Genomic DNA, 20,432 nt, shown 5'->3' on the forward strand with positions numbered 1-20,432 from the left:
GTGTCGCCGACCGTGACGCGGAACGCCGCGCTCCCCGCCGACCTGCTGTTCGTCTCGCTCGGCTCGACCCCTGGGCTGCGGGCGGTCGACGACGCGCTCGCGGCCTCGATCGAGCGTGCCGGGGCCCGGATCGTCGTCGTCCGTCCGTCCGCGCCCCGCGCGGTCCGGACGATGGCCCTGACCGACCTGACCTGGGCCGTGGTGGCCCGGCGGGCGGCTCAGGACGGCCTCCGGGCCCACCGGCCGCGCGCCGTCCTCTACGGCAGCGTCGGGGCGGCGCTGCTGTGGCCGCAGCCGGGCGCGATCCGGATCGACGCGGCGATGGCCGCCAACCGGCCCGGCCGCCACGGGGTCTGGCAGCGCCCGCGCGAGCGGCTGCTGCTGCGCCGCTGCCCGTTGCTGGTGCCACAGTCGGCGGAGGCGCTGGCCGAGGTCCCGCGGCCGCGGCCGCCGGCGATCGTCGTCCCGCCGCCGATCGAGCTGGGGCCGCCGCCGGTCGCCTGGGCCGAGCGTGACGTCGCGGCCGTCGCCTACGCCTCGGATCCGCACAAGAAGGGCCTCGATCGGGTGCTCGCGGCCTGGGACCGGGCACGCCGCGACGGTGAGCAGCTGGTGGTCTGCGGCGCTCCGCCCGGGGCGGTCCCGGTCCGCGAGGGAGTCCGTGACGCGGGGGTCCTCGACCGGGCGGCGTTCCAGGCCCTGCTGCGGCGGGCGCGGACGTTCGTCTGCGCCCCGCGGCGGGAGGACCACGGGCTGGTCCAGCTCGAGGCGCTGGCGGCGGGCTGCCGGCTGGTCACGACCACGGCGCCCGGCGCGTACGTGGCGCTGGGCCTGCTGCGGGCGACGGCCCCGCGGCTGGTCGTCGACCGTCCCGACGACCCGGAGCAGCTGGCGACGGCGATCCGGACCGGGCTCGACGCGGCCCGCACCGCGACCGACGACGACGCGACCCGGGTGCGGGCGCTGCTGGCCGAGCGGTTCGCCGCCGAGCAGGTCGACCGGGTCGTCCGCGACGAGCTGCTGCCGGCCCTGCTCGGCTGAGCCCGACACGCGCGGCCGGGCGCGTGCCGGCCGGCCGGCGGGTGCGGGCGCAGGGGTCGGCCGAGCACCCCAACGCCTGCTCGGCCGGCACCCTCTAGCGTGTGGGGGCGATGGCGGCGGTTGCCCACGTCCCCTGGTTGGTCATTCCCACGTACGACGAGGCGGAGAACGTCGAGACGGTGGTCGCCCGATCCCGCGAGACGCTCGCTGCCGCGTGTCCAGACGGCTTCCGGATCCTGATCGTCGACGATCGCTCGCCGGACGGCACCGGCGAGATCGCCGATCGGCTGGCGGCGGAGCACCCCGACGAGGTCCAGGTCCTGCACCGCGACCGGCCGATGGGGCTCGGGCCGGCCTACCTGGCCGGCTTCGACGTCGCGCTCTCCGCGGGGGCGACCCACGTGATGGAGATGGACGCCGACCTCTCCCACGACCCGCGCGACCTGGCGCGGCTGCTCGACGCGGTCCGGGGCGGGGCCGACCTGGCGCTCGGCTCGCGCTACGTCGACGGCGGTGGCGTCACCGACTGGGGCCTGCTGCGACGGATCATCTCGCGCGGGGGGTCGTGGTACGCCCGCCGCACGCTGGGCCTGAAGGTCCGCGACCTGACCGGCGGCTTCAAGTGCTTCCGGGCCGAGGCGCTGCGGACGATCGAGCTGTCGACGGTCCGCTCGGTCGGATACGCGTTCCAGGTCGAGCTGACCTGGCGGGCCGTCCGGGCGGGGCTGACGGTGGTCGAGGTCCCGATCGTCTTCCGCGACCGGACCGCGGGCAGCTCGAAGATGCACTTCGGGATCGCCCGCGAGGCGATCACGCTCGTGCCCGCGCTGCGGCGCTCGGGCTGGACGCCGCCGGCGCGCCCGATCGCGCCCGCCGAGGCGACCGAGACCGCACCGGTCGAGACGCCCGCCGGCCAGTAGCGGGCGGTCGGGTCGCCGCAGGACGGGCGGGAGCCGCCGGTCGGCCGCGATCGTCGCCGCCGGAGCCGATCCGCTGGCGGTGGCTCACCCGGGTCGGTAGCCTCGGCGTCCCTCTTGTCCCGGGACGGTCACGGAGCCGGCCTTGGCAGGGGTCACTTCATTTTGTATAGTGGTGGAGAGCGCTGGCCCAGCGCCCCGCGTCAGCGACGTTCGTACGAGGAGCAGCAATGGCATCCGTCCCCGAGGTCACCGACACCAACTTCCAGGCCGAGGTCATCGAGCACGACCAGGCGACCCTGGTCGACTTCTGGGCCCCCTGGTGCGGCCCGTGCCGCGCGGTGAGCCCCGTGCTGGAGGAGATCGACGGTGAGCGTGAGGACGTCCGCGTCGTCAAGCTCAACACCGACGACAACCAGCAGACGGCCGCCAAGTACGGGATCATGTCGATCCCGACGATGATCGTCTTCAAGAACGGTCAGCCGGCCGGTCAGATCGTGGGCGCCATGCCCAAGCCGCGCCTCAACGCGGAGATCGACCGCATCCTCGGCTGAGGACTTCACCCCCGGCGGGTCTCACCCGCCGCAGCAGGACCTGACGGGCCGCGGAATCCGCGGCCCGTCGTACGTCCGGAGCCGGGTCGGGCCGACGCACCCGGGGCGGTCGGCGGGGCAGCGGCTCACCCGACCGTGGCGGCCGCGATCGCGGCCTGGCCGAAGCTGATCGCACCGTCGTTGGCCGGCAGTCGCTCGGGGACGAGCACGCGGAGGCCGGCATCCGCGAGCGCGGCGACGGTCCGCTCCAGCAGCAGCCGGTTCTGGAAGACGCCGCCGCTCAGCACGACGATCTCGGTCGCGTGGGCCCCGGCGAGCTGGGCGCAGACGAGCGCGGTGGCCCGGGCGACGGAGCGGTGGAAGCGGGCGGAGACGGTCGCCGGCCCGACGCCGCGGGCGACGTCGGCGGCAACGGCCCGGATCAGCGGCCGGGCGTCGAGCGTGCCGTCGGCCGCGACAGGCAGCGGGTAGGCCCCGCGCTCGCCGGGGTCGGCGAGCGCCTCCAGCTCGATCGCGGCCTGGCCCTCGTAGCGGCAGACCGCCCGGACCCCGCAGAGCGCGGCGACGGCGTCGAACAGCCGGCCCATGCTCGTGGTCGGCGGCGAGGCGAAGCCGCGGGCGGCCATCGCGCAGACGGTCCGCCAGTCGGCGAGCGCGACGGTCCCGACCAACACGGCGGGCAGGGCGGGCATCGGCGTGTCGCCCTCCGGCGCGGCCGGTCCACCGCCCGACGGCGCATCCCGCCGCCCGACTCGGTCTGGGGGCGCGGCGTCGCCGGGAGCCGGGGCGTCGCCGGCCGCGACCAGCCAGGCGGCCGCCATCCGCCACGGCTGCCGGGCCGCGCGATCGCCGCCCGGCAGCGCGACCGGATCCAGGTGCCCCGCTCGGGTGGCGGTGCGGAGGTCGCCGACCAGCAGCTCGCCGCCCCAGACGGCGCCGTCGTGGCCGAGGCCCGAGCCGTCGAAGATCGCCCCCACCGCCCGCTGGTCGGGCGCGCAGCCGTGCTCGGCGAGGACCGCGGCCAGGTGCGCATGGTGGTGCTGGACGGCGAGCAGGTCGACGCCCTCGCGGTCGAGCGCGTAGGCGGTCGAGGCGTAGTCGGGGTGGAGGTCGTGGACGAGCAGCTCCGGGGCCACGGCGAAGAGGGCCTCGAAGTGGGCGATCCCCGCGACGAACGACCGGCGGGTGGCGGGATCGTCGAGGTCGCCGACGTGGTGCGAGACCCAGGCGCCGTCGCCCTTGGCGACGCAGAACGTGCTCTTGAGGTGCGCGCCGCAGGCCAGCAACGGCCGCGACGTCGGGACCGGCAGCGCCAGCCGCTCGGGAACCAGCCCGCGGGAACGTCGCAGGACGGTCCGGCGTCCCGCGGCCACGCGGGTCACCGAGTCGTCGGTCCGCATGTGGATCGGCCGGTCGTGGACGAGCAGCGCGTCGGCGATCCCGGCCAACCGCTCGCGGGCGTCCTCGTCGCGGTAGGCGATCGGTTCGTCGGAGCGGTTGCCGCTGGTCATCACCAACGGGCTCCCGACGTCGGCGAGCAGCAGGTGGTGGAGCGGGCTGTAGGGCAGCAGCACCCCGAGCTCGTGGCGGGCCGGAGCGACGGCGGTGGCGACGTCCGCGCCGTCGCGGCGGGGTGCGAGCACGATCGGCCGGGCCGCGCTCGTCAGCAGGGCCTCCTCCTCCGGGCCGAGCACCGCCAGCGCGTGGGCCGCGCCCAGGTCGGCGGCCATCACCGCGAACGGCTTGTCCTCGCGGTGCTTGCGCGCCCGCAGCGTCGCCACCGCCCGCTCGTCGTCGGCGCGGCAGGCGAGGTGGTAGCCGCCGAGGCCCTTGACGGCGACGATCGCGCCCGTCCGCAGCAGTGCCGCGGCCACCGCGATCGCGTCCGATTCGGGCGGCACGGGCCGGCCGTCGCGGGAGTCGACGCGGTCGCGAGCGGGGCGCGGTGCCGCGGCGACCTGGTTCCCGTCGTCGAGCCGGACCAGCCGCGTCCGTGGCCCGCACTCCGGGCAGGCGTTGGGCTGGGCGTGGAAGCGGCGATCCGCCGGATCGTCGTACTCGGCCTGGCAGCGCGGGCACATCCGGAAGCCCGCCATCGTCGTCCGCGGCCGGTCGTACGGGATCCCGCGGACGATCGTGAAGCGCGGCCCGCAGTCGGTGCAGTTGACGAACGGGTAGCGGTAGCGGCGGTCGCTCGGGTCGCGCAGCTCGGCGAGGCAGGCGTCGCAGGTGGCGCCGTCGGCTGAGACCAGCGCCTGCGGCTCGCCGCCGCCGTCGGAGGCGGCGATCGTGAAGGTGGCGGCCGGAGTCCGCGCCGGCTCCCGCTCGGCGACGGCGACCGCGGTCACCCGCGCCAGCGGTGGGGCCAGCCGCGGCAGGTCGGCGATCAGCCGCGCGACCGCCGCCGGGTCGCCCTCGACGTCGACGAGCACGCCGCGGGTGTCGTTGCGCACCGAGCCGGTCAGCGCCAGCTCGCGGGCGCGGCGCAGCACGAACGGGCGGAAGCCGACGCCCTGGACGACGCCGGAGACGCGGATCTCCGCGTGGCGGCGGGCGGCGGGCGGCGCGCTCACGTCCCGATCGCCCCGACGAACGCGTGGAGGACCGTCGCCTGCGCCTCCTGGATCCGCGGGATGTGCTCGCTGGGGGCGACGATCACGTGGTCGGCGAGCGACTCGGCCAGGATCCGGCCGCCGTCGTAGCCGACCAGCGCGACGGCGAGCACGTCGCGGCGGTGGCACTGCTCGAGCGCGGCGAGCACGTTCGCCGAGCCGCCGCTGGTCGAGAGCGCGATCAGCGCGTCGCCCGGCTTCGCGTAGGCGATGATCTGGCGGGCGAAGACGGCGTCGTGGCCGACGTCGTTGGCGATCGCGGTCAGGATCGCCGGGTCCTCGGTCAGGTCCAGCGCCCGCTGCGGCGCCAGCCCGGAGGCCGCGGGCGGATGCCGGAGGTCGGCGACCACGTCCATCGCGTCGGTCGCCGAGCCGCCGTTGCCGAGCGCGAACAGGGTCCCGCCGGCCCGCAGCCGCTCGCGCAGGCCGCGTCCGGCGGCGACGATCTCGCGCCCGCCCTCGGCCAGCGTCCGGGTCCGCAGCGCGTTGATGTCGGCCGCCTTGGCCCGGGCAGACGCGCGCACGTCGGTGAGCACGCTGTCGAGGTCGCTCTCCTGCTCGGCGAGGAACGGGTAGAGGAAGCTCGACGCGCCGCTGTCGTGCTGGGTGCCGCCGGTCCGCCCCGCGAGCAGCCCGCGGTGCTCGAAGAACACGTGGACCAGCTCCCAGAGCACGTGGTAGAGCGTCTCGACCAGCTCCTGGGCGACGAACGGATCGGGCGTGGGCGGCGGCAGCTCGTGCTCGGCCCCGACCGCCGCGAACGCGATCGTGAGGCAGCCGCCGGTCCGTGCGGCGGCGATCGCGGCGACCACGTCCGGTCCCTCCCCGAAGGCGATCGCGATGTCGTCGGGGGTCGCGAGCAGCGCGACGTCGGCCGGATCGAGCCCGAGCGCGGGCAGCGCCCGCTTGCCGACGATCACCGGGTGGACGAACTCGACGGCGATGTGGCGTACGTCCGAGCGGTCGGCCGGACCGGCCCCGAACGCGAGCAGCCGCCCGCCACGGGCGAACCGCTCGGCCATCCGGTGGCAGAGCACCGCGACGTGCTCGGCCTCGGCCTCGAAGTAGCTGGTGTTGGCGGCGATCCGGGCGCGCAGCAGCGGATCGAGCTGCGCCGCCGCCGGGTCCGCCGCGTTGGTCATGTCGTCGCCACCGCCGGGCGGTCGGGCAGCTGCGCGAGCCACGCGCGGAAGCGGTCGACGCCCTCGCCGGTCCGGGCGCTGGTCGGCAGCGACGCGACCCCCGGATGGACGCCGTCGAGGTGGTAGAGGAAGTGGTCCATGTCGAAGTCGACGTGCTCCAGCAGGTCGATCTTGTTGATCACCACCAGCTCGCAGGCGCGGAACATCAGCGGGTACTTGAGCGGCTTGTCGTCGCCCTCGGCGACCGAGGCGACCATGACCCGCACGTCCTCGCCGATCCGGAACTCGGCCGGGCAGACGAGGTTGCCGACGTTCTCGACGATCAGCACGTCGATCTCGTCGAGCGGCAGCGCGGGGAGCGCCGAGCGGACCATGTTGGCGTCGAGGTGGCACTCGCCGCCGAAGCCGTTGTCGGTGTTCAGCTGGACCACCGGGATGTGGTGGTGGGCGAGCCGGTCGGCGTCGAGCGAGCCGGCCACGTCACCCTCGAGCACGCCGATCCGGGGGCCGTCGGGCCAGCCCGCCAGCGCCCGCTCCAGCAGCGTCGTCTTGCCCGACCCGGGGGCGCTCATCAGGTTGACGACCGTCACCCCGTGGCGGTCGAAGTCGGCGCGGTTGGCGCGCGCGATCGTGTTGTTGGCGTCGAGGGCGTCCTCGACGATCCGGACCTTCATGCGGTGCACGGGGACTCCTCCACCTCGATCGACGCGACTTCCAGCTCGTCGCCGGTGCGCACGGCGACGTCCACGCTCCCGCACTCCGGGCAGCGGAACGACGGCGCTTCGACGTCCCACGCGTGCGCGCAGGCGCGGCACCCGAGCCGGGCGGGGACCAGCTCGAGCTCGAGCCGCGCGTCCTCGACGAGGGTCTCTCGCGAGACGATCCCGAAGTAGAACCGCAGCGACTCGGGCACCACCTGGCGCAGCCGGCCCGCGCGGACGCTGACCAGCGAGACGCGGCGCCCGCTGGCGTGACGGATCGCCGTGTCGACGACGGCGCTGGCGATCGACAGCTCGTGCATCAGGCCCGCCCGTAGGCCGCGTCGTCCTGGAGCTCGGCGACCGTCTCGAGCACGACGCCGACCGCCGCGTCGACGGCCGCCTCGACCTGCGGGGTCAGGCCGAACCCGGGCTCGTCGGTCTCGCCCGGCTCGCAGGCGATCACCAGCACCCTGCCCGGCCAGCCCCCGACCGCGCTGACGAACCGCAGGACGGTGTGCGGGTTCATGTCGTGCGGGTCGATGTTCTCGCCGTCCCGCAGCGACCCGGCGAAGTCGGCCCGCTCGGACTCCATCACGTAGAGCGTGCCCGGGGCCCCGCCCTGGCGGCTGGCGTCGAGCAGGACGAGCGCGTCGTAGCCGCGGATCAGCTCGTAGGCGAGGTCGAGGCCGTTGGTGCCGAAGTCCATCACCGTGACGCCCTCGGGCACGCCGTGGGTCTCCAGCCGTCGCGCGCACGCGCCGCCGAAGGCGTCGTCCTGCAGCCAGGCGTTGCCGACCCCGGCGACCAGGATCTGCTTGGCGGGGACCGCGGGCTGCGCGTTGCTGCTCATCCGACCACTTCCACTTCGTCGGTCTTGAAGTACAGGTAGCGGCCGATCTCGCGCATCAGCGCCTGGCCGGGGTCGTCGTCGACGGTCACGCAGAGGTGGACGTGGTCGTCGTAGTCGACGTAGATCCGCTCGATCGTCGCCGTCCGGCCGGTGAGCAGGTGGTCCTGCGCGTGGTGGGCGGCCGGGGGCGCGTCGGGCTCGGGGGCGGGACGGGCCGTGCCGACGAGCAGGCGGACGTGGTCGCCGCGCCGCACGATCGTCCCGTCGGCGAGCCGCGCCTGCTGCTCGCCGCGGATCTCCGCGTCGGCCTCGGTGCCGAAGGCGGGCGTGCCGGCACCGGCTCCAGGGGCCGCCGCCGGATCGCCGACCGTGATCCGGCCGCGCAGCGACGCGAGGTCCTGCGGGGCCGACGCGATCGCCCGCTCGAGCATCGTCCGCAGCGCCGGGTCGTGCTCCTGGATCTCGCGTCGCTCGTCGTCGGAGAGCGCCAGCAGGTGCAGCCGCAGCGCCTCCTCGATCTCGGTCGAGTCGAACAGCGAGCCGTGGGACTCGGGGGCGATCCGGGGGTGGTCGGGCAGCACGATCGCCGCCCCGAGCAGCACGTCGTCGGCGTCGGAGGCGAGGACCGGGAAGGTGTTGACGGCGACGCAGGTCATCACCGCGCCGGTGGCGTGGGCCGGGGGTGCGCTGGGCGACGCGAAGCGCCCGTCGGTGACGGTCGCGACGACGTGGGTCGAGAGCAGGCTGTGGACCAGCGCGTCGCCGCGGGCGAGCCCGTCGGGGACCGCGGTCGTGTTGTGGACGCAGGTGGTGATCCGCACCAACCCGCCGGCGAGCGCCTGGGCGTTCATCGCGACCCGGCCCCGCAGCCCGTCGAAGTCGAAGGTGACGCCGACGCGGCCGGCCTCGAGCGCCTCGAGCGAGGTCGCGGGCAGGTCGACCCGGCGGGCGACCGCCTCGTGGCGGACCCCGCTGGCCTGGAGGAATCGGACGCTGAGGGCCAGCGTCGCCCCCGCTCCGGCCTCGACGATCCCGGGCATCCGCAGGTGGTCGAAGGTCGTCGGCGTCGGGACCGCGTAGACCGGCGGGTAGACGATCCCGAACGGCGTCGGCGTCGCGTTCTTGGTCGCCCCGGGGGTGTAGGGGTAGAGCGCGTAGCCCTCGTAGAGCAGCGTGTCGACGAGCTCCTCGACCTCGCTCACGGCGATCCCTCCCCGGCGAGCAGGCCGCTGACGGTCTGGTCGAAGTCGTGGTCGCCGCGCGCGGACCGGCGGGCGATCAGGTCGTCGAGCGTCGCCTGCGTCAGCCGCACCCAGCCGCCCTCGGGGTAGAAGGCGCGGATCGCCTGTCGCCAGCGCTCGACCGGCATCAGCCACTGGGCGGAGCAGCTCCACGGGACCTGGGCGACCTGCAGCCGGTCCTCGTCGCCGGCGTAGAGCACCATCCCGGTGAAGTGGAACGAGAGCGGGACCAGGCCGTCGGGCAGCGAGTAGAAGTACTTGACGGCGGCCAGCTCGAGGTCGTAGCTGCACGGCAGCGTCAGATCGAACGAGCGGGCGCCGGTGAAGCCGGGGACGAGCACGTCGACCTGCGCCCAGCGGAAGCTGTGGGTCGTCGCCGCCCACCGCTCGGGGGCGCCGAAGAGGTCGATCAGCCGCGCGCGGGTCTCGTCGTCGTAGGTCCGCCGGGCCGGGTCGATCTGGACCTGGGCGGTCAGCGCTAGCGCGTGGACCGGGCGGCCCTCCGGGTCGGAGACGTGCAGCGCGAAGGCGAGCGTCGGTGCGGCCGCGTGCGGGACCGGCGTGACGTCGAGCACCCGGAAGACCGGGTCGGTCGAGACGCGCTCGGCGGCGACACTCATGCCGCCACCGCCATCGTCCGCAGGCCGGCGAAGAACTCGGCGACGGTCGCCGTCAGCTCCGGTCCCCCGGAGATCCCCGACCACCGCGACTTGATCATCCCGACCAGCCGGTAGCACTCGTCGAGCGGGGCGATCGCGTACTGGTGCGGGCCGTCCGGGCCGGCGAGGCGGTTGACGATCAGCGCCTCGGCGTCGGGCACCAGGCCGTCGAGGACCGGGTTGTCGGTCACCATCCGAGCCCACGCGAGCGTGTCGAGCTCGGACTCCGTGACCCCGGCCGGCGACGGGTAGAGGATCACGACCTCGTCGGTCAGGCCGCTGCGGAGCATGAACGCGAGCCCGATCGGGATCTGGAAGCCCGCCCAGACGTCGTCGTCGAGCACGAAGTCCTCCAGCCACAGCGTCCGTCCGCCGGTCGGGCGGTAGCGGGCGTCGCCGGAGTGCGACGACCAGCAGGTCTCGCAGACGCAGACGATCCGCCGCTGCTCGAGGTCGAGCAGATGCCGGTGGTCCTCGGCCAGGCCGACCGGGCAGAGCTCGCAGTGGCCGTCGTCGCCGTGGGTCGCGTCGGCCTTGGCCGTCGCGCCGGCGGGGACCGCGACCTTGACCTCGCCGTCCCCGCGCAGCAGCGGGACCGGCTCCAGCTGGAGGTCGCCGTCGCGCTCGCGTCCGGCCCGCGGCAGGTCGTACTGCCGCCCGCAGCTGGCGCAGGTCAGCGTGCCGCCGACGAGCATCCCGCCGGAGAGTGGGGCCGGGCAGCCAGCGCAGCGGTCGCGGTAGGCGAGCAGGGTGCCGGCGACGTTGGCCAGCAGCAGGTCCGGGGCGTGGGCGACGTGGGCCCCGCGGGCGATCTGGTCGGCGTCGGCCAGCACCAGCCACTCGCGCTGCTCGGCGCCGGTCGAGCGCGGGGTCAGGTGGACGGGCTCGGCGACGCCCTCGACCTCGAGCCCGCGCAGGTCCGGCGCGGCCGCGGCCAGCGCCTCCTCGATCGCCAGCTCGAGCGTCGCGGCCGACGCCCCGCAGCCGTGGCAGCTGCCCGTCAGCCGCAGCCGTGCCACGCCCGCCTCCAGCGCGACCAGCTCGACGTCGCCGTCGTGCGACTCGAGGTAGGGGCGGACCTCCTCGAGCGCCTCCAGCACGCGCTGCTCCAACGGCACCGGGTAGAGCCCGTGCAGCAGCAGCACGCTGGCCACGACCGGGTCCTCGGCGAGCGTGGCCCGCTGGCGGTCGTCGAGCACGGCGTCGATCCGGCGCAGGCCGTCGTCGTACATCTCGAGCAGCTCGTCGACGTGCGCCCGCAGCTCCGCGACCTCCTCCGCGACCTCCTCCGCGACGTCCTCAGCGACCTCCTCGGCGGGATCGGGCATCAGGCCATCCCGGTCGGCGTGTGCACCACCTTGCGGACCTTGCCGCGGCCGTACATGTGCACGCCACACGGCAGGCACGGGTCGAACGAGTGGACCGCGCGCATGATGTCCACCCCCTTGAAGCCCTCCGGTCCGTTCTCCTCGAAGATCGGCGTGTTCTCGACGGCGTCCTCGTAGGGCCCCGGCGTGCCGTAGCTGTCACGCGGGCTCGCGTTCCAGGGGGTCGGCGGGTACGGCTGGTAGTTGGCGATCTTGCCCTCGCGGATCACCATGTGGTGCGAGAGCACCCCGCGCGCGGCCTCGTGGAAGCCGACGCTGATCGCCTCCTCCGGCACGGTGAAGTCGCCCCAGCTCTTGGTCCGCCCCGCGCGGACCTCGGCCTGCGCCATCTCGAGGCAGTGGAGGGCGACGAGCGCCGAGTAGGCCTGGTGGTAGGTCCGGGCCCGCTGTCGCTCGATCGCGTTCGACCACGGCGGGATCTTCCACTCGAGCTCGGTCTCGGGCAGGAACCCGGTCTTCGGCAGGACCATCTTCAGCGACTCGCCGGTCGCCTTGAGGTAGCCGATGTCGAGCAGGCCGGCCTTCGCCGTCACCCACTGGCGGGCGAACGGGCCGCCGCCGGTGTCGTTGGCGACGTAGCGGTCGTTGCGCGCGTCGTACATCCGCGGCGAGGCGACCCACGAGTACTTGTCGCCGAAGTCGCGGGCCTGCGGCTTGGGCAGCGTGACCTTGTTCCACGGGTGGCGCGGGTCGACCGGGTTGCCGAGCGGGTCCTGGGTGACGAACGGCGCCTGCTTGCCGGCCCAGTCGTCGAAGTACGAGGAGCCGAGCAGGATCCGGATCGCGAGGTTGATCTCGACCAGGTCGGTGGTGATCAGCTCGCCGTCGAAGACCAGACCGGGGGTGACGAACCGGTGCCGGCCCCACTCGGTCATGTTGCGGTAGTTGTAGTCGACGTGCTGGGGGTCGTCGAACGCGCCCCAGCAGATCAGGTCGGTCTTCCGCAGGCCGACCTGCTCGTAGCCGGGCAGCGCCTCGTAGAAGAAGTCGTAGAGGTCGTCGTGCATCGGCACCGTGCGCTTGCAGTAGTCGACGTACCGCATCAGCCGCACGTAGTACTCCGTCAGCGTCTGCTGGGTGATGTCGGCGCTGCAGCCGCCCGGCAGGATCGTCGAGGGGTGCGTGTGGCGGCCGCCGAACAGGCAGTACATCTCGCGCGTGTAGCGGGCGACCTGGAGCGTCTCGAGGTAGAAGTCGCCGGTGAACGCGTTGAGCGCGCGCATGATGTCGGCGATCGTCTTGTAGCCGTGGATCTCGTGGTGCGGCGCGGGCGTCTGCTCGGCCTTCGCCAGGACCGTGGGGTTGGTCTCCTTGACCATCTGCTCGGAGTAGTCGACGTTGGCCATGCAGTCGTTGTAGATCGCGTGGTCGAACATGAAGTCCGCCGACTCGGCCAGGTTGAACGCGTAGTCGCCGAGCTTCGGCGGCTTGACCCCGTAGGCCATGTTCTGGTTCAGGCACGAGCAGGTGCAGTGGTTGTCGCCGCAGATCCCGCAGATCCGGCTGGTGATGAAGTGGGCGTCGCGCGGGTCGATCCCCTTCATGAAGATGTCGAAGCCGCGGAAGATCATCGACGTCGACCAGCACTTGAGGACCTGCTGGTTGGTGAAGTCGATCTCCGTGTGGATGCCCAGCGACCCGACGATCCTCGTGATCGGGTCCCACGACATCTGCTTGACGACGACCTTCTGCTGGTTGCCGGGCTTCTCGGTGGTGGCCATGGGGTCTCCTCACCAACGCTTCTGGTAGCCGGTCGTGAGCTCGGGACGGTTGTGCCGCCACTCGGGCTCCTTGTCGTACTTGCGCTTGATGTTGAGGTTGCGGCCCCAGCGCAGGAGCGGGCCGTAGCTGAACTTCGCGACCCCCGAGGAGAGGCGACCCATCGGGTCCTCCTCCATGAACGGCATGTACTTGTCGGGGAAGCCGGGCATCGTGCAGGCCATGCAGATGCCGCCGACGTTGGGGCAACCGCCCATCCCGCTCTGCCAGCCGCGCAGCGGCACGTTGCACTTGACGACCGGGCCCTTGCAGCCGAGCTTGACCAGGCAGCGGTGGTCGGAGCCGTACTCGGTGGCGAAGTTGCCGGACTCGTAGAAGGCGGCGCGGTTGCAGCTCTCGTGGGTGGTCCGTCCGAACAGCGAGACCGGGCGCCCCGCCTCGTCGAGCTCCGGGACCGGGCCGGCCCCCGCGAGCGCGAAGGCCAGGTGGACCAGCATCTCGGTGGTGTTGTCCGGCTGGGCCGGGCAGCCGGGGATGTTGACGACCGGGATCCCGGCCTTCGACCGCCACTTCCAGCCGAGGTAGTCGCGGACGCCCATCGCGCCGGTCGGGTTGTTCCGCATCGCGGGGATCCCGCCGTAGGTCGCGCAGGTCCCGACCGCGACGACCGCCGCCGCCTTCGGGGCCAGCCGGTCGACCCACTCGTTGGTGGTGATCGGCTGCCCGGTCGAGCGGTTGACGCCGAAGCCCGTCCAGTAGCCGGCGCCGCTGAGCTGCTCGTTGCCGAGCGAGCCCTCGACGATCAGCACGAACGGGTCGAGCTTGCCCTCCTCGGCGTCGTACCACGCCTGGACGTAGTCCTCGCCGTACTCGTAGGCGAGCACCTGGTTGTGGACCACGACCTTGGGCATCCCCGGGATCGCCCCGGTGATGATGTCCTCGAGGCTCGGGTTGGTGGCCGAGGTCATCGCCACCGAGTCGCCCTCGCAGGAGAGCCCGACGGTCATCCACAGCACGTGCGCCGTGACCGCCTCCGTCTCCGCCTGCTTGGGGGTGAATTCGACCGTTCCCATCACCGTCTCCTCTCAACAGATCCGCGGCAGCGGATCGCCGACCAGTTGGTCCATGACCCGCCTGCCGCCGAACGAGGTCTCCACGAGCACCATCCCGGGAGGCTCCGTGCGGACCTCCCCGATCACCGCCGCCTGCGCTCCGCCCGGCGCGGTTCGCAGCGCGGCGAGCGCCGCGTCGGCCGCCTCCGGGGCGACCGCCGCCACCAGCACGCCCTCGTTGGCGACGTGCATCGGGTCGATCCCGAGCAGCTCCGCGGCGCCGACGACGGCCGGGTGCACGGGGACCTGGGCCTCGCGGACGAGCATCGCCACGCCGGAGGCACGGGCCAGCTCGTTGAGGACCGAGGCGACGCCACCGCGGGTCGCGTCGCGCAGGCAGCGCAGCTGCGGGCCGGCGGCGTCGAGCAGGGCGTCGACGGCCGGCCAGAGGCAGCGGGTGTCGGAGCGGATGTCGGCTCCGAGCTCGAACTCCCCGCGCGCCAGCATGATCGCCGTCCCGTGCTCGCCGATCGGCCCGGAGACGAGCAAGGCGTCTCCGGGCCGCAGGCCGTCGGGCGAGAGCGTCGCGCGGGGGTCGTTCGCGCCGATCCCGGTGGTGCAGATGTAGAGCTGGTCGCAGGCGCCGCGCTCGACGACCTTGGTGTCGCCGGAGATGATCCGGACCTCCGCGGCCTCGGCGGTACGGGCGATCGCCTCGACCTCGGCGGCCAGCACCTCGCGGGTCAGGCCCTCCTCGAGGATCAGCGAGAGCGTCAGCGCGACCGGCCGGGCGCCGGCCATCGCGAGGTCGTTGAGCGTCCCGTTGACCGCCAGCTCGCCGATCGAGCCCCCGGGGAAGCGCAGCGGCTTGACCACGAAGCTGTCGGTCGTCATCGCGATCCGGGTGCCGTCGATCGTGACGTCGCCAGCGTCGGCCAGGCGGTCCAGCTCGGGCGACGCGAAGGCCGGCACCAGCAGGCCCTCGATCAGGGCTCCGGTCGCCTTGCCGCCGGCGCCGTGGGCCATCGTTATCCGCTCGTCGCGGAACTTCGGGCGCTTGGCCCGGGCGGTCGCGATGATCCCGAGGATCCGCGACTCGCGGTCGGCGGCGGCGTCGACGCTCATACGACCTGCCGTTCGCGGGCGAAGCGCCCGTAGTTGTAGTAGGCGGCGCAGGCCCCTTCGGAGGAGACCATGCAGGTCCCGATCGGCCGTTCCGGCGTGCATGCGGTCCCGAAGACCTTGCACTCGTAAGGCTTGATCACGCCCTTCAGGACCTCGCCGCACTGGCAGGCCTTGGGGTCGGCGACGCGCACGCCGGGCACGCTGTAGCGCCGCTCGGCGTCGAGGTCGGCGTAGGCGTCGGAGAGCCGCAACCCGCTGTGGGAGATGAAGCCGAGGCCCCGCCACTCGAAGTGCGGACGGAGCGTGAAGACCTCGGCCATGATCTCGAGCGCCCGCAGGTTGCCCTCGTAGGGGACGATCCGCTTGTACTGGTTCTCGACCTCGCAGCGGCCGTCGGCCAGCTGGGTCAGCAGCATCAGGACCGACTGGAGGATGTCGACCGGCTCGAAGCCGCTGACCACCACCGGCCTGCCGTAGTCGGCGGGGATGAACTCCAGGGGTCGGGCGCCGACGACGGTCGAGACGTGACCCGGCCCGACGAAGCCGTCGAGCCGCAGGTCGGGCGAGTCGAGCAGCGCCCGCAGCGGCGGCACGATCGTGACGTGGTTGCAGAAGCAGCTGAAGTTGTCGACGCCCTCGGCCCGCGCCCGCTTGAGCGTGAGGGCGGTCGAGGGGGCCGTCGTCTCGAAGCCGATCGCGAAGAAGACGACCTCGCGGTCGGGGGTGGCCTTGGCGATCCGCAGCGCGTCGAGCGGCGAGTAGACCATCCGCACGTCGGCGCCGGCGGCCTTGGCGTCGAGCAGGGTCCCGTCCGATCCGGGCACGCGCATCATGTCGCCGAAGCAGGTGAAGATCACGCCGGGCTCGTGGGCCATCGCAATCGCGTCGTCGACGCGGCCCATCGGGATCACGCAGACGGGGCAGCCGGGCCCGTGGACGAGCTCGACGTTGCTCGGCAGCAGGTCGTCGACCCCGTACTTGTAGATCGAGTGGGTGTGGCCGCCGCAGACCTCCATCAGCTTCACGTGGCGGCCGGGCTCGACCGCGTGCCGGATCTCGCTGGCCAGCCGCTGGCCGAGCTCGGCGTCGCGGAACTCGTCGACGAACCTCACGCGATCGCCTCGCTCGCCCGGGTCAGGGCGGTGCCGGCGTGGACGAGCAGCCGGTCACCGACGGCGACCGGCGCGACGAGCGCGGTCTCGACGCTCTGGCGGGTGCCGTCGTCGGCGCGGCAGAGCGCGAGCCCGCGGGCCGGGTCGAGGGTGACCACGACCATCGGCAGCCCGTCGTCGCCGCAGGTCACGCAGTGGTGCGCGGCGTGGGTCGCCGCCGGGCAGGCGGCGTCGTCGGCGGTCATTCGATCACGCTCGACTTCAGCTCCTCGAGCTCCTGCTCGAAGTCGCGTCCCATCCCGCGCAGCAGGCTGAGGGTCGCCTCGGCCTCGGCCTCGTTGACCTTCGAGAGCGCGAAGCCGACGTGGATCAGGACCCATTCGCCGGGCGCGACGCTGACGCCGTCGGCGTCCAGCAGCGCCACGTTGACCGTCCGCTGCACGCCGGCCACGTCGACCCGGGCGAGGCGTTGGGCCTCGTCGACGATCTCGATCACCCTCCCCGGAATGGCCAGGCACACGGTGGCAGCTCCTTCGATCGAACAAACGGTCTACGGGGTCTACTCGCACTGATCGCGGCTGGCAAGGGATCACATGCCGGTGGTCTACTGGCATTCCAGATGCCTGTTCCTGATGCACGTCAGGCGGTACGACGGGAGCTGCTGCGCGACGGGGCCTACGCGACCCTGCGCGACGCGATCGTCGACGGCACGCTCGCCCCCGGCGAGCAGCTGCACGACGCGGAGCTGTGCCGCTGGCTCGGCCTCAGTCGGACGCCGGTCCGCGAGGCGCTGAGCCGGCTCGGCGAGGACGGCCTGGTCGAGGCGCTGCCGCAGCGGTACACCCGGGTCACGACCTTCGACGCGCGCGACGCGGAGCAGACCTTCCCGCTGCTGGCGGTCCTCCACGGCCTCGCCACCGAGTTGGCGGTCCCGCGGCTGCGACCAGCGGACCTGGCCGCGCTCAACGGGGCCCAGAACGCCTACCTGCGGGCGCTGCGGGCAGGAGAGTGCGCCCAGGCGTTCGACGCCGACGACCGCTTCCACCAGGTCTTCGTCGAGCGGGCGGCCAACCCGCAGGTCGAGCAGGCGCTCGCGCGGCTGCTGCCGGCGTTGCAGCGGATGGAGCAGCGGGCGCTCGGGCGGCCTCCGGGGCGGACCGCCGCCGCCCAGCACCGCGCGATCATCGAGCGGGCGAGCGCCGGCAACGCGGCCGGCGCGGCGACCGCGGCGCGGGCGAACTGGCTGACGCTCGGCGGGTTGGTCCAGCGGGAGCTGAGCGAGACGGGGGCCGGCGCGGCCAACGACCCGCCCGCCCCCGCCAGCGGTGAGGAGCCCGTCGGCTAGAGCTCGACCCGCGGCTTCAGCTCGTCCATCGTCCAGACCCGGCGGCGGCGCACCAGCAGCGAGGTCAGGGCGAGCGCCACCAGGCAGAACCCGAGCAGGACGATCACGGCCCGTACGGCGTGGCCCGCCTGCCCGCCCGAGATCGTCACCCGTAGGGCGTCGACGACGTAGGTCATCGGCAGCAGCGGGTGCAGCGTCTGGAAGATCCCGGGGGTGGTCTGGATCGGGTACAGCCCGCCGGCCGAGCCGAGCTGGGCCATCAGCAGCACCAGCGCGACCGCGTCGCCCGGCGCGCCGAGCCAGGTCCGCAGCAGCTGGATGATCGCGGCGAAGGTCCCGACGGTCAGGACCAGGACGCCGATCGTCGCGAACGGCTTGACCGCGTCGAGGCCGAGCCCGAGCTCGACGGCGAGGTACAGCAGCAGCCCGCCGATCGCGCCGAGCGCCGCCGCCGGCAGCCAGCCGGCGAGCGCGGTCGTCGTCGCCCGCGTGCCGGCGGTCAGCAGCCGGGGGTTGACCGGACGCAGCAGGAAGAAGACGAAGATGCTGAAGACCCAGAGCCCGATCGGGAAGAAGAACGGCGCCAGCCCGCGGCCGTAGATCACCGCCGCGTTCTGCTCGATCGTCTTGATCTCGACCGGCGAGCCGAGCACCTTCGCCGTCTGGGCCCGCTGGCGGGCGTCGGGCGACGGGACCTGCCGCAGGGTCGCCTTCAGCCGCCGCTCGATCTTGACGATCCCCTCGTTGACCTCGGCGGTCGCCGAGACCAGCAGGCGGGCGCCGGGCAGCGCGCCGTTGACGGCCTGGTCGATCGCGTCGAGCCCGGTGCTGGCGCTGCGGGCGGCCTGGGCGAGGTCGGCGGTGCCGCCGTTGCCCCGCAGCTCGCGGGCGGTCTGGCCGCTGCGGGCTTGGAGCCCACGGGCGCGGGCCGTCAGCCGATCGGTCGTCGCGGCGACCTGGTGGACGACGTCGTTGGTCTGCGCTGCCTGCGCGCGGATGGTGCGCGCCTGCTCGCGGAGCAGCCGGAACGCCCGGCCGTCGGCGATCTCGGGCGGAAGCTCGCGGGCCAGGCGGCGGAGCGCACGGTCGATCTCGCGGGTGCGGGCGGCGAAGCGCTCGGCGGGGCCGACGGCGAGGTTGGCCGTGCCCTGGGCGGCCTCGGCGGTGTCGACCAGCGAGGCGGTCAGCGGGGCGATCGCGCCGGCCGCGGCCGAGCCGAGCGCGTCGGCGGTCCGGGCGAGGCTGGTCAGCCCCTGCTCGAGCTGGCGACCGGCCGTGGCCAGCGACGCCGTGCCGCTGCCGAGCGGGGTGATCCCGTCGAGCAGGTCGTTGGCCCCGGTCGCGATCCGCTCGGTGCCGCGGTGGACCTGCTCGACGGCCCGGAGCGCCTCGACCAGCTGCTTGCGGAGGGTGCCGACGTCGCCGAGCACGCTCTCGGTGTAGGCCGTGACCGCGGCCGTGTTGATCTGCCGCTGGATCTCGGCCTGGGCCGACGAGGCGAGCCGGCTGACGATGAAGCCGTTGGCGTCGTCGAGGCGCAGCTGGAGCTGCGCCTGCTGCGGCTGCTCGCCGACCGGGCTGGCCAGCCGCTGGCTGAAGTTGCTGGGGACGGTGATCGAGAACAGGTAGCGGCCGTCGACGATCCCCTTCGCCGCGTCCCGCGCGGTCACGAAGTGCCAGTCGAACGAGCGTTCCTGCTTCAGCTGATCGACGAACTGCTGGCCGCCGTCGACGGTCTGGCCCTCGACCTCGACCGGCCGGTCCTCGTTGACGACGGCGACCGGGACCTTGTCGAGATGCCCGAACGGATCCCAGCTCGACCACAGGTAGACCCCGCCGTAGAGCACCGGCACGAGCGCGATCCCGAGCAGGGCCAGCCGCGGCAGCCCGCGACGGAAGCGCCAGAGCTCGAGCCACGCGAGCCGGAGGGCGGTCATCCGCGCGGCTCCGGCTCCGGGCGGTCGTCGTCGGGAGGGCGGTCCGCGGCCGGCGCGCCGTCGGCGGGGCCAGCCGGCGGCTCGTGCTCGGCGTACGGGGCGGGAGCGTCGTCGGAGGCCGGGGCCGGCTCCGCGTTGGCCGTGGCGGAACGATCGTCGTCGGTGGGGCGCTGGCGGCCCACCCGGTCCACGACCCGGCGGTGCTCACTCGGGTGGGGCAGCGCGATCGCGACGTGCTCGACGTCGTCCGGCGGCTCCAGCGCGGAGACGACGACGGTCGGGCCGGCGTCGGCGACGGCGTCGAGCACGCGCCAGGCCCGGCGGAGGTCGGCGCGGGGCAGCCCCTCCTCGATGTCGTCGACGAGCACCAACGGGCGGTGCTCGGCGACGGCGTGGGCGACCGTGATCAGCAGGGCCTCGAGCGGGTGGAGATCGCCGAGCAGGGCCGAGCGCTCGGGCTCGATCTCCAGCAGCGCGTAGGCGGCGGCGAGCCGTGCCGGGCTGCAGCGGCCGGCGGACGCCATCTCCGCCTCCTGCTCGAGGTCGCGGATCCGCAGGCCCTCGTCGGGCTCGACGCCCGGCAGCACCCGGGCGACGGTCGACAGCGCCCGCAGCGGGGCCAGGCCGTCGCTGGCGAGCGCCTCGCCGACCCGCAGCTCGCCGGCGGTCAGCCGGAAGCGCCCACCGAGCGCCAGCAGCAGCGAGCTGCGCCCGGAGCCGCCCGGGCCGTGGACGACGGCGAGCCCGCCGGCGGGGACGTCGAGGTCGACCTGCATGAAGATCGGTCCCCGGGGACCACGCGCGGCCAGACCCCGCCCGAGCAGGTCGACCCCGATCGGCGGGTGCTCGCCGGGCTCGTTGGCCGCCGCGGTCCGCGGCCAGCGGGGCAGGAGCCGGCGCGGTAGCGAGCCGGCGCGACCGGCTGCGCGGGAGTCCGGGGAGGACCCGCGCTCCGCGGATGGGTTCACGGCCGCACCATCGGCTCCACGGTACCGGGCCCCCGGAGCCGGCTGCGAATCGTTGGGTGGTCCGGGCGT

General features: G+C 73.9%; 20 protein-coding genes. 4 read left to right on the forward strand and 16 right to left on the reverse strand.

Annotation, left to right across the window (positions count from 1 at the left end; all coding sequences use genetic code 11):
• The 3 genes from ACVUH9_RS20790 (at position 1) to trxA (ending at position 2,512) form a co-directional block, all read left to right on the forward strand.
• Positions 1-1,041, forward strand: a complete 1,041-nt coding sequence (locus ACVUH9_RS20790) for a glycosyltransferase (protein WP_475760477.1) — start codon at positions 1-3, stop codon at positions 1,039-1,041.
• A gap of 110 nt (positions 1,042-1,151) precedes the next feature.
• Positions 1,152-1,961 (forward strand): polyprenol monophosphomannose synthase, encoded by an 810-nt coding sequence (locus tag ACVUH9_RS20795; protein ID WP_475760479.1) that lies wholly within the window; start codon positions 1,152-1,154, stop codon positions 1,959-1,961.
• A 227-nt stretch (positions 1,962-2,188) separates the two neighbouring features.
• Complete coding sequence (trxA, locus tag ACVUH9_RS20800; RefSeq protein WP_475760482.1) at positions 2,189-2,512, forward strand: thioredoxin; 324 nt, start codon at positions 2,189-2,191, stop codon at positions 2,510-2,512.
• A 125-nt stretch (positions 2,513-2,637) separates the two neighbouring features.
• On the opposite strand, the gene hypF is transcribed toward trxA, so the two are convergent.
• The 14 genes from hypF to ACVUH9_RS20870 are packed head-to-tail and all read right to left on the reverse strand — an operon-like array spanning position 2,638 to position 16,633.
• Positions 2,638-5,085, reverse strand: a complete 2,448-nt coding sequence (hypF, locus tag ACVUH9_RS20805) for a carbamoyltransferase HypF (RefSeq protein WP_475760484.1) — start codon at positions 5,083-5,085, stop codon at positions 2,638-2,640.
• Complete coding sequence (locus tag ACVUH9_RS20810; protein WP_475760486.1) at positions 5,082-6,266, reverse strand: SIS domain-containing protein; 1,185 nt, start codon at positions 6,264-6,266, stop codon at positions 5,082-5,084. Before ACVUH9_RS20810 ends, hypF begins: the two co-directional genes overlap by 4 nt.
• Entirely contained in the window at positions 6,263-6,940 is a 678-nt protein-coding gene (gene hypB / locus ACVUH9_RS20815) for a hydrogenase nickel incorporation protein HypB (protein WP_475760541.1), read from the reverse strand. The genes ACVUH9_RS20810 and hypB overlap by 4 nt, the downstream gene beginning before the upstream one ends.
• Positions 6,937-7,287 (reverse strand): hydrogenase maturation nickel metallochaperone HypA, encoded by a 351-nt coding sequence (gene hypA / locus ACVUH9_RS20820; protein WP_475760488.1) that lies wholly within the window; start codon positions 7,285-7,287, stop codon positions 6,937-6,939. Before hypA ends, hypB begins: the two co-directional genes overlap by 4 nt.
• Positions 7,287-7,817 (reverse strand): hydrogenase maturation protease, encoded by a 531-nt coding sequence (locus ACVUH9_RS20825; protein WP_475760490.1) that lies wholly within the window; start codon positions 7,815-7,817, stop codon positions 7,287-7,289. The genes hypA and ACVUH9_RS20825 overlap by 1 nt, the downstream gene beginning before the upstream one ends.
• Positions 7,814-9,019: a hypothetical protein gene (locus ACVUH9_RS20830; RefSeq protein ID WP_475760492.1), complete on the reverse strand. Its 1,206-nt coding sequence runs from the start codon at positions 9,017-9,019 to the stop codon at positions 7,814-7,816. The genes ACVUH9_RS20825 and ACVUH9_RS20830 overlap by 4 nt, the downstream gene beginning before the upstream one ends.
• Positions 9,016-9,678, reverse strand: coding sequence for a DUF6084 family protein (locus ACVUH9_RS20835; RefSeq protein WP_475760494.1), 663 nt, complete (start codon positions 9,676-9,678; stop codon positions 9,016-9,018). The genes ACVUH9_RS20830 and ACVUH9_RS20835 overlap by 4 nt, the downstream gene beginning before the upstream one ends.
• A complete protein-coding gene (locus ACVUH9_RS20840) occupies positions 9,675-11,045 on the reverse strand; it encodes a DUF5947 family protein (protein WP_475760496.1) in 1,371 nt (456 codons plus the stop codon). Before ACVUH9_RS20840 ends, ACVUH9_RS20835 begins: the two co-directional genes overlap by 4 nt.
• Positions 11,045-12,826 (reverse strand): nickel-dependent hydrogenase large subunit, encoded by a 1,782-nt coding sequence (locus tag ACVUH9_RS20845; RefSeq protein ID WP_475760498.1) that lies wholly within the window; start codon positions 12,824-12,826, stop codon positions 11,045-11,047. Before ACVUH9_RS20845 ends, ACVUH9_RS20840 begins: the two co-directional genes overlap by 1 nt.
• A gap of 9 nt (positions 12,827-12,835) precedes the next feature.
• Positions 12,836-13,897, reverse strand: a complete 1,062-nt coding sequence (locus tag ACVUH9_RS20850) for an NADH-quinone oxidoreductase subunit B family protein (protein ID WP_475760500.1) — start codon at positions 13,895-13,897, stop codon at positions 12,836-12,838.
• Positions 13,898-13,909: 12 nt separating this feature from the next.
• Positions 13,910-15,001 (reverse strand): hydrogenase expression/formation protein HypE, encoded by a 1,092-nt coding sequence (hypE, locus tag ACVUH9_RS20855; RefSeq protein ID WP_475760502.1) that lies wholly within the window; start codon positions 14,999-15,001, stop codon positions 13,910-13,912.
• Entirely contained in the window at positions 14,998-16,113 is a 1,116-nt protein-coding gene (gene hypD, locus ACVUH9_RS20860; protein ID WP_475760504.1) for a hydrogenase formation protein HypD, read from the reverse strand. Before hypD ends, hypE begins: the two co-directional genes overlap by 4 nt.
• Positions 16,110-16,358, reverse strand: a complete 249-nt coding sequence (locus tag ACVUH9_RS20865; RefSeq protein WP_475760506.1) for a HypC/HybG/HupF family hydrogenase formation chaperone — start codon at positions 16,356-16,358, stop codon at positions 16,110-16,112. Before ACVUH9_RS20865 ends, hypD begins: the two co-directional genes overlap by 4 nt.
• Positions 16,355-16,633, reverse strand: coding sequence for a HypC/HybG/HupF family hydrogenase formation chaperone (locus tag ACVUH9_RS20870; RefSeq protein ID WP_475760508.1), 279 nt, complete (start codon positions 16,631-16,633; stop codon positions 16,355-16,357). The genes ACVUH9_RS20865 and ACVUH9_RS20870 overlap by 4 nt, the downstream gene beginning before the upstream one ends.
• A 99-nt stretch (positions 16,634-16,732) precedes the next feature.
• On the opposite strand from ACVUH9_RS20870, the gene ACVUH9_RS20875 reads away from it, so the two are divergent.
• Positions 16,733-17,458, forward strand: coding sequence for a GntR family transcriptional regulator (locus tag ACVUH9_RS20875; RefSeq protein WP_475760510.1), 726 nt, complete (start codon positions 16,733-16,735; stop codon positions 17,456-17,458).
• Here the strand turns inward: ACVUH9_RS20875 and ACVUH9_RS20880 are convergent.
• Together ACVUH9_RS20880 and ACVUH9_RS20885 are read right to left on the reverse strand one after the other, a co-directional pair.
• Complete coding sequence (locus ACVUH9_RS20880) at positions 17,455-19,395, reverse strand: YhgE/Pip family protein (RefSeq protein WP_475760512.1); 1,941 nt, start codon at positions 19,393-19,395, stop codon at positions 17,455-17,457. The genes ACVUH9_RS20875 and ACVUH9_RS20880 overlap by 4 nt on opposite strands.
• Positions 19,392-20,363 carry a hypothetical protein gene (locus ACVUH9_RS20885; protein WP_475760514.1) on the reverse strand — a complete coding sequence of 324 codons (972 nt, stop codon included), beginning with the start codon at positions 20,361-20,363 and terminating at the stop codon, positions 19,392-19,394. Before ACVUH9_RS20885 ends, ACVUH9_RS20880 begins: the two co-directional genes overlap by 4 nt.
• Positions 20,364-20,432: the final 69 nt, after the last annotated feature.

Source organism: Patulibacter ginsengiterrae, assembly GCF_056269115.1.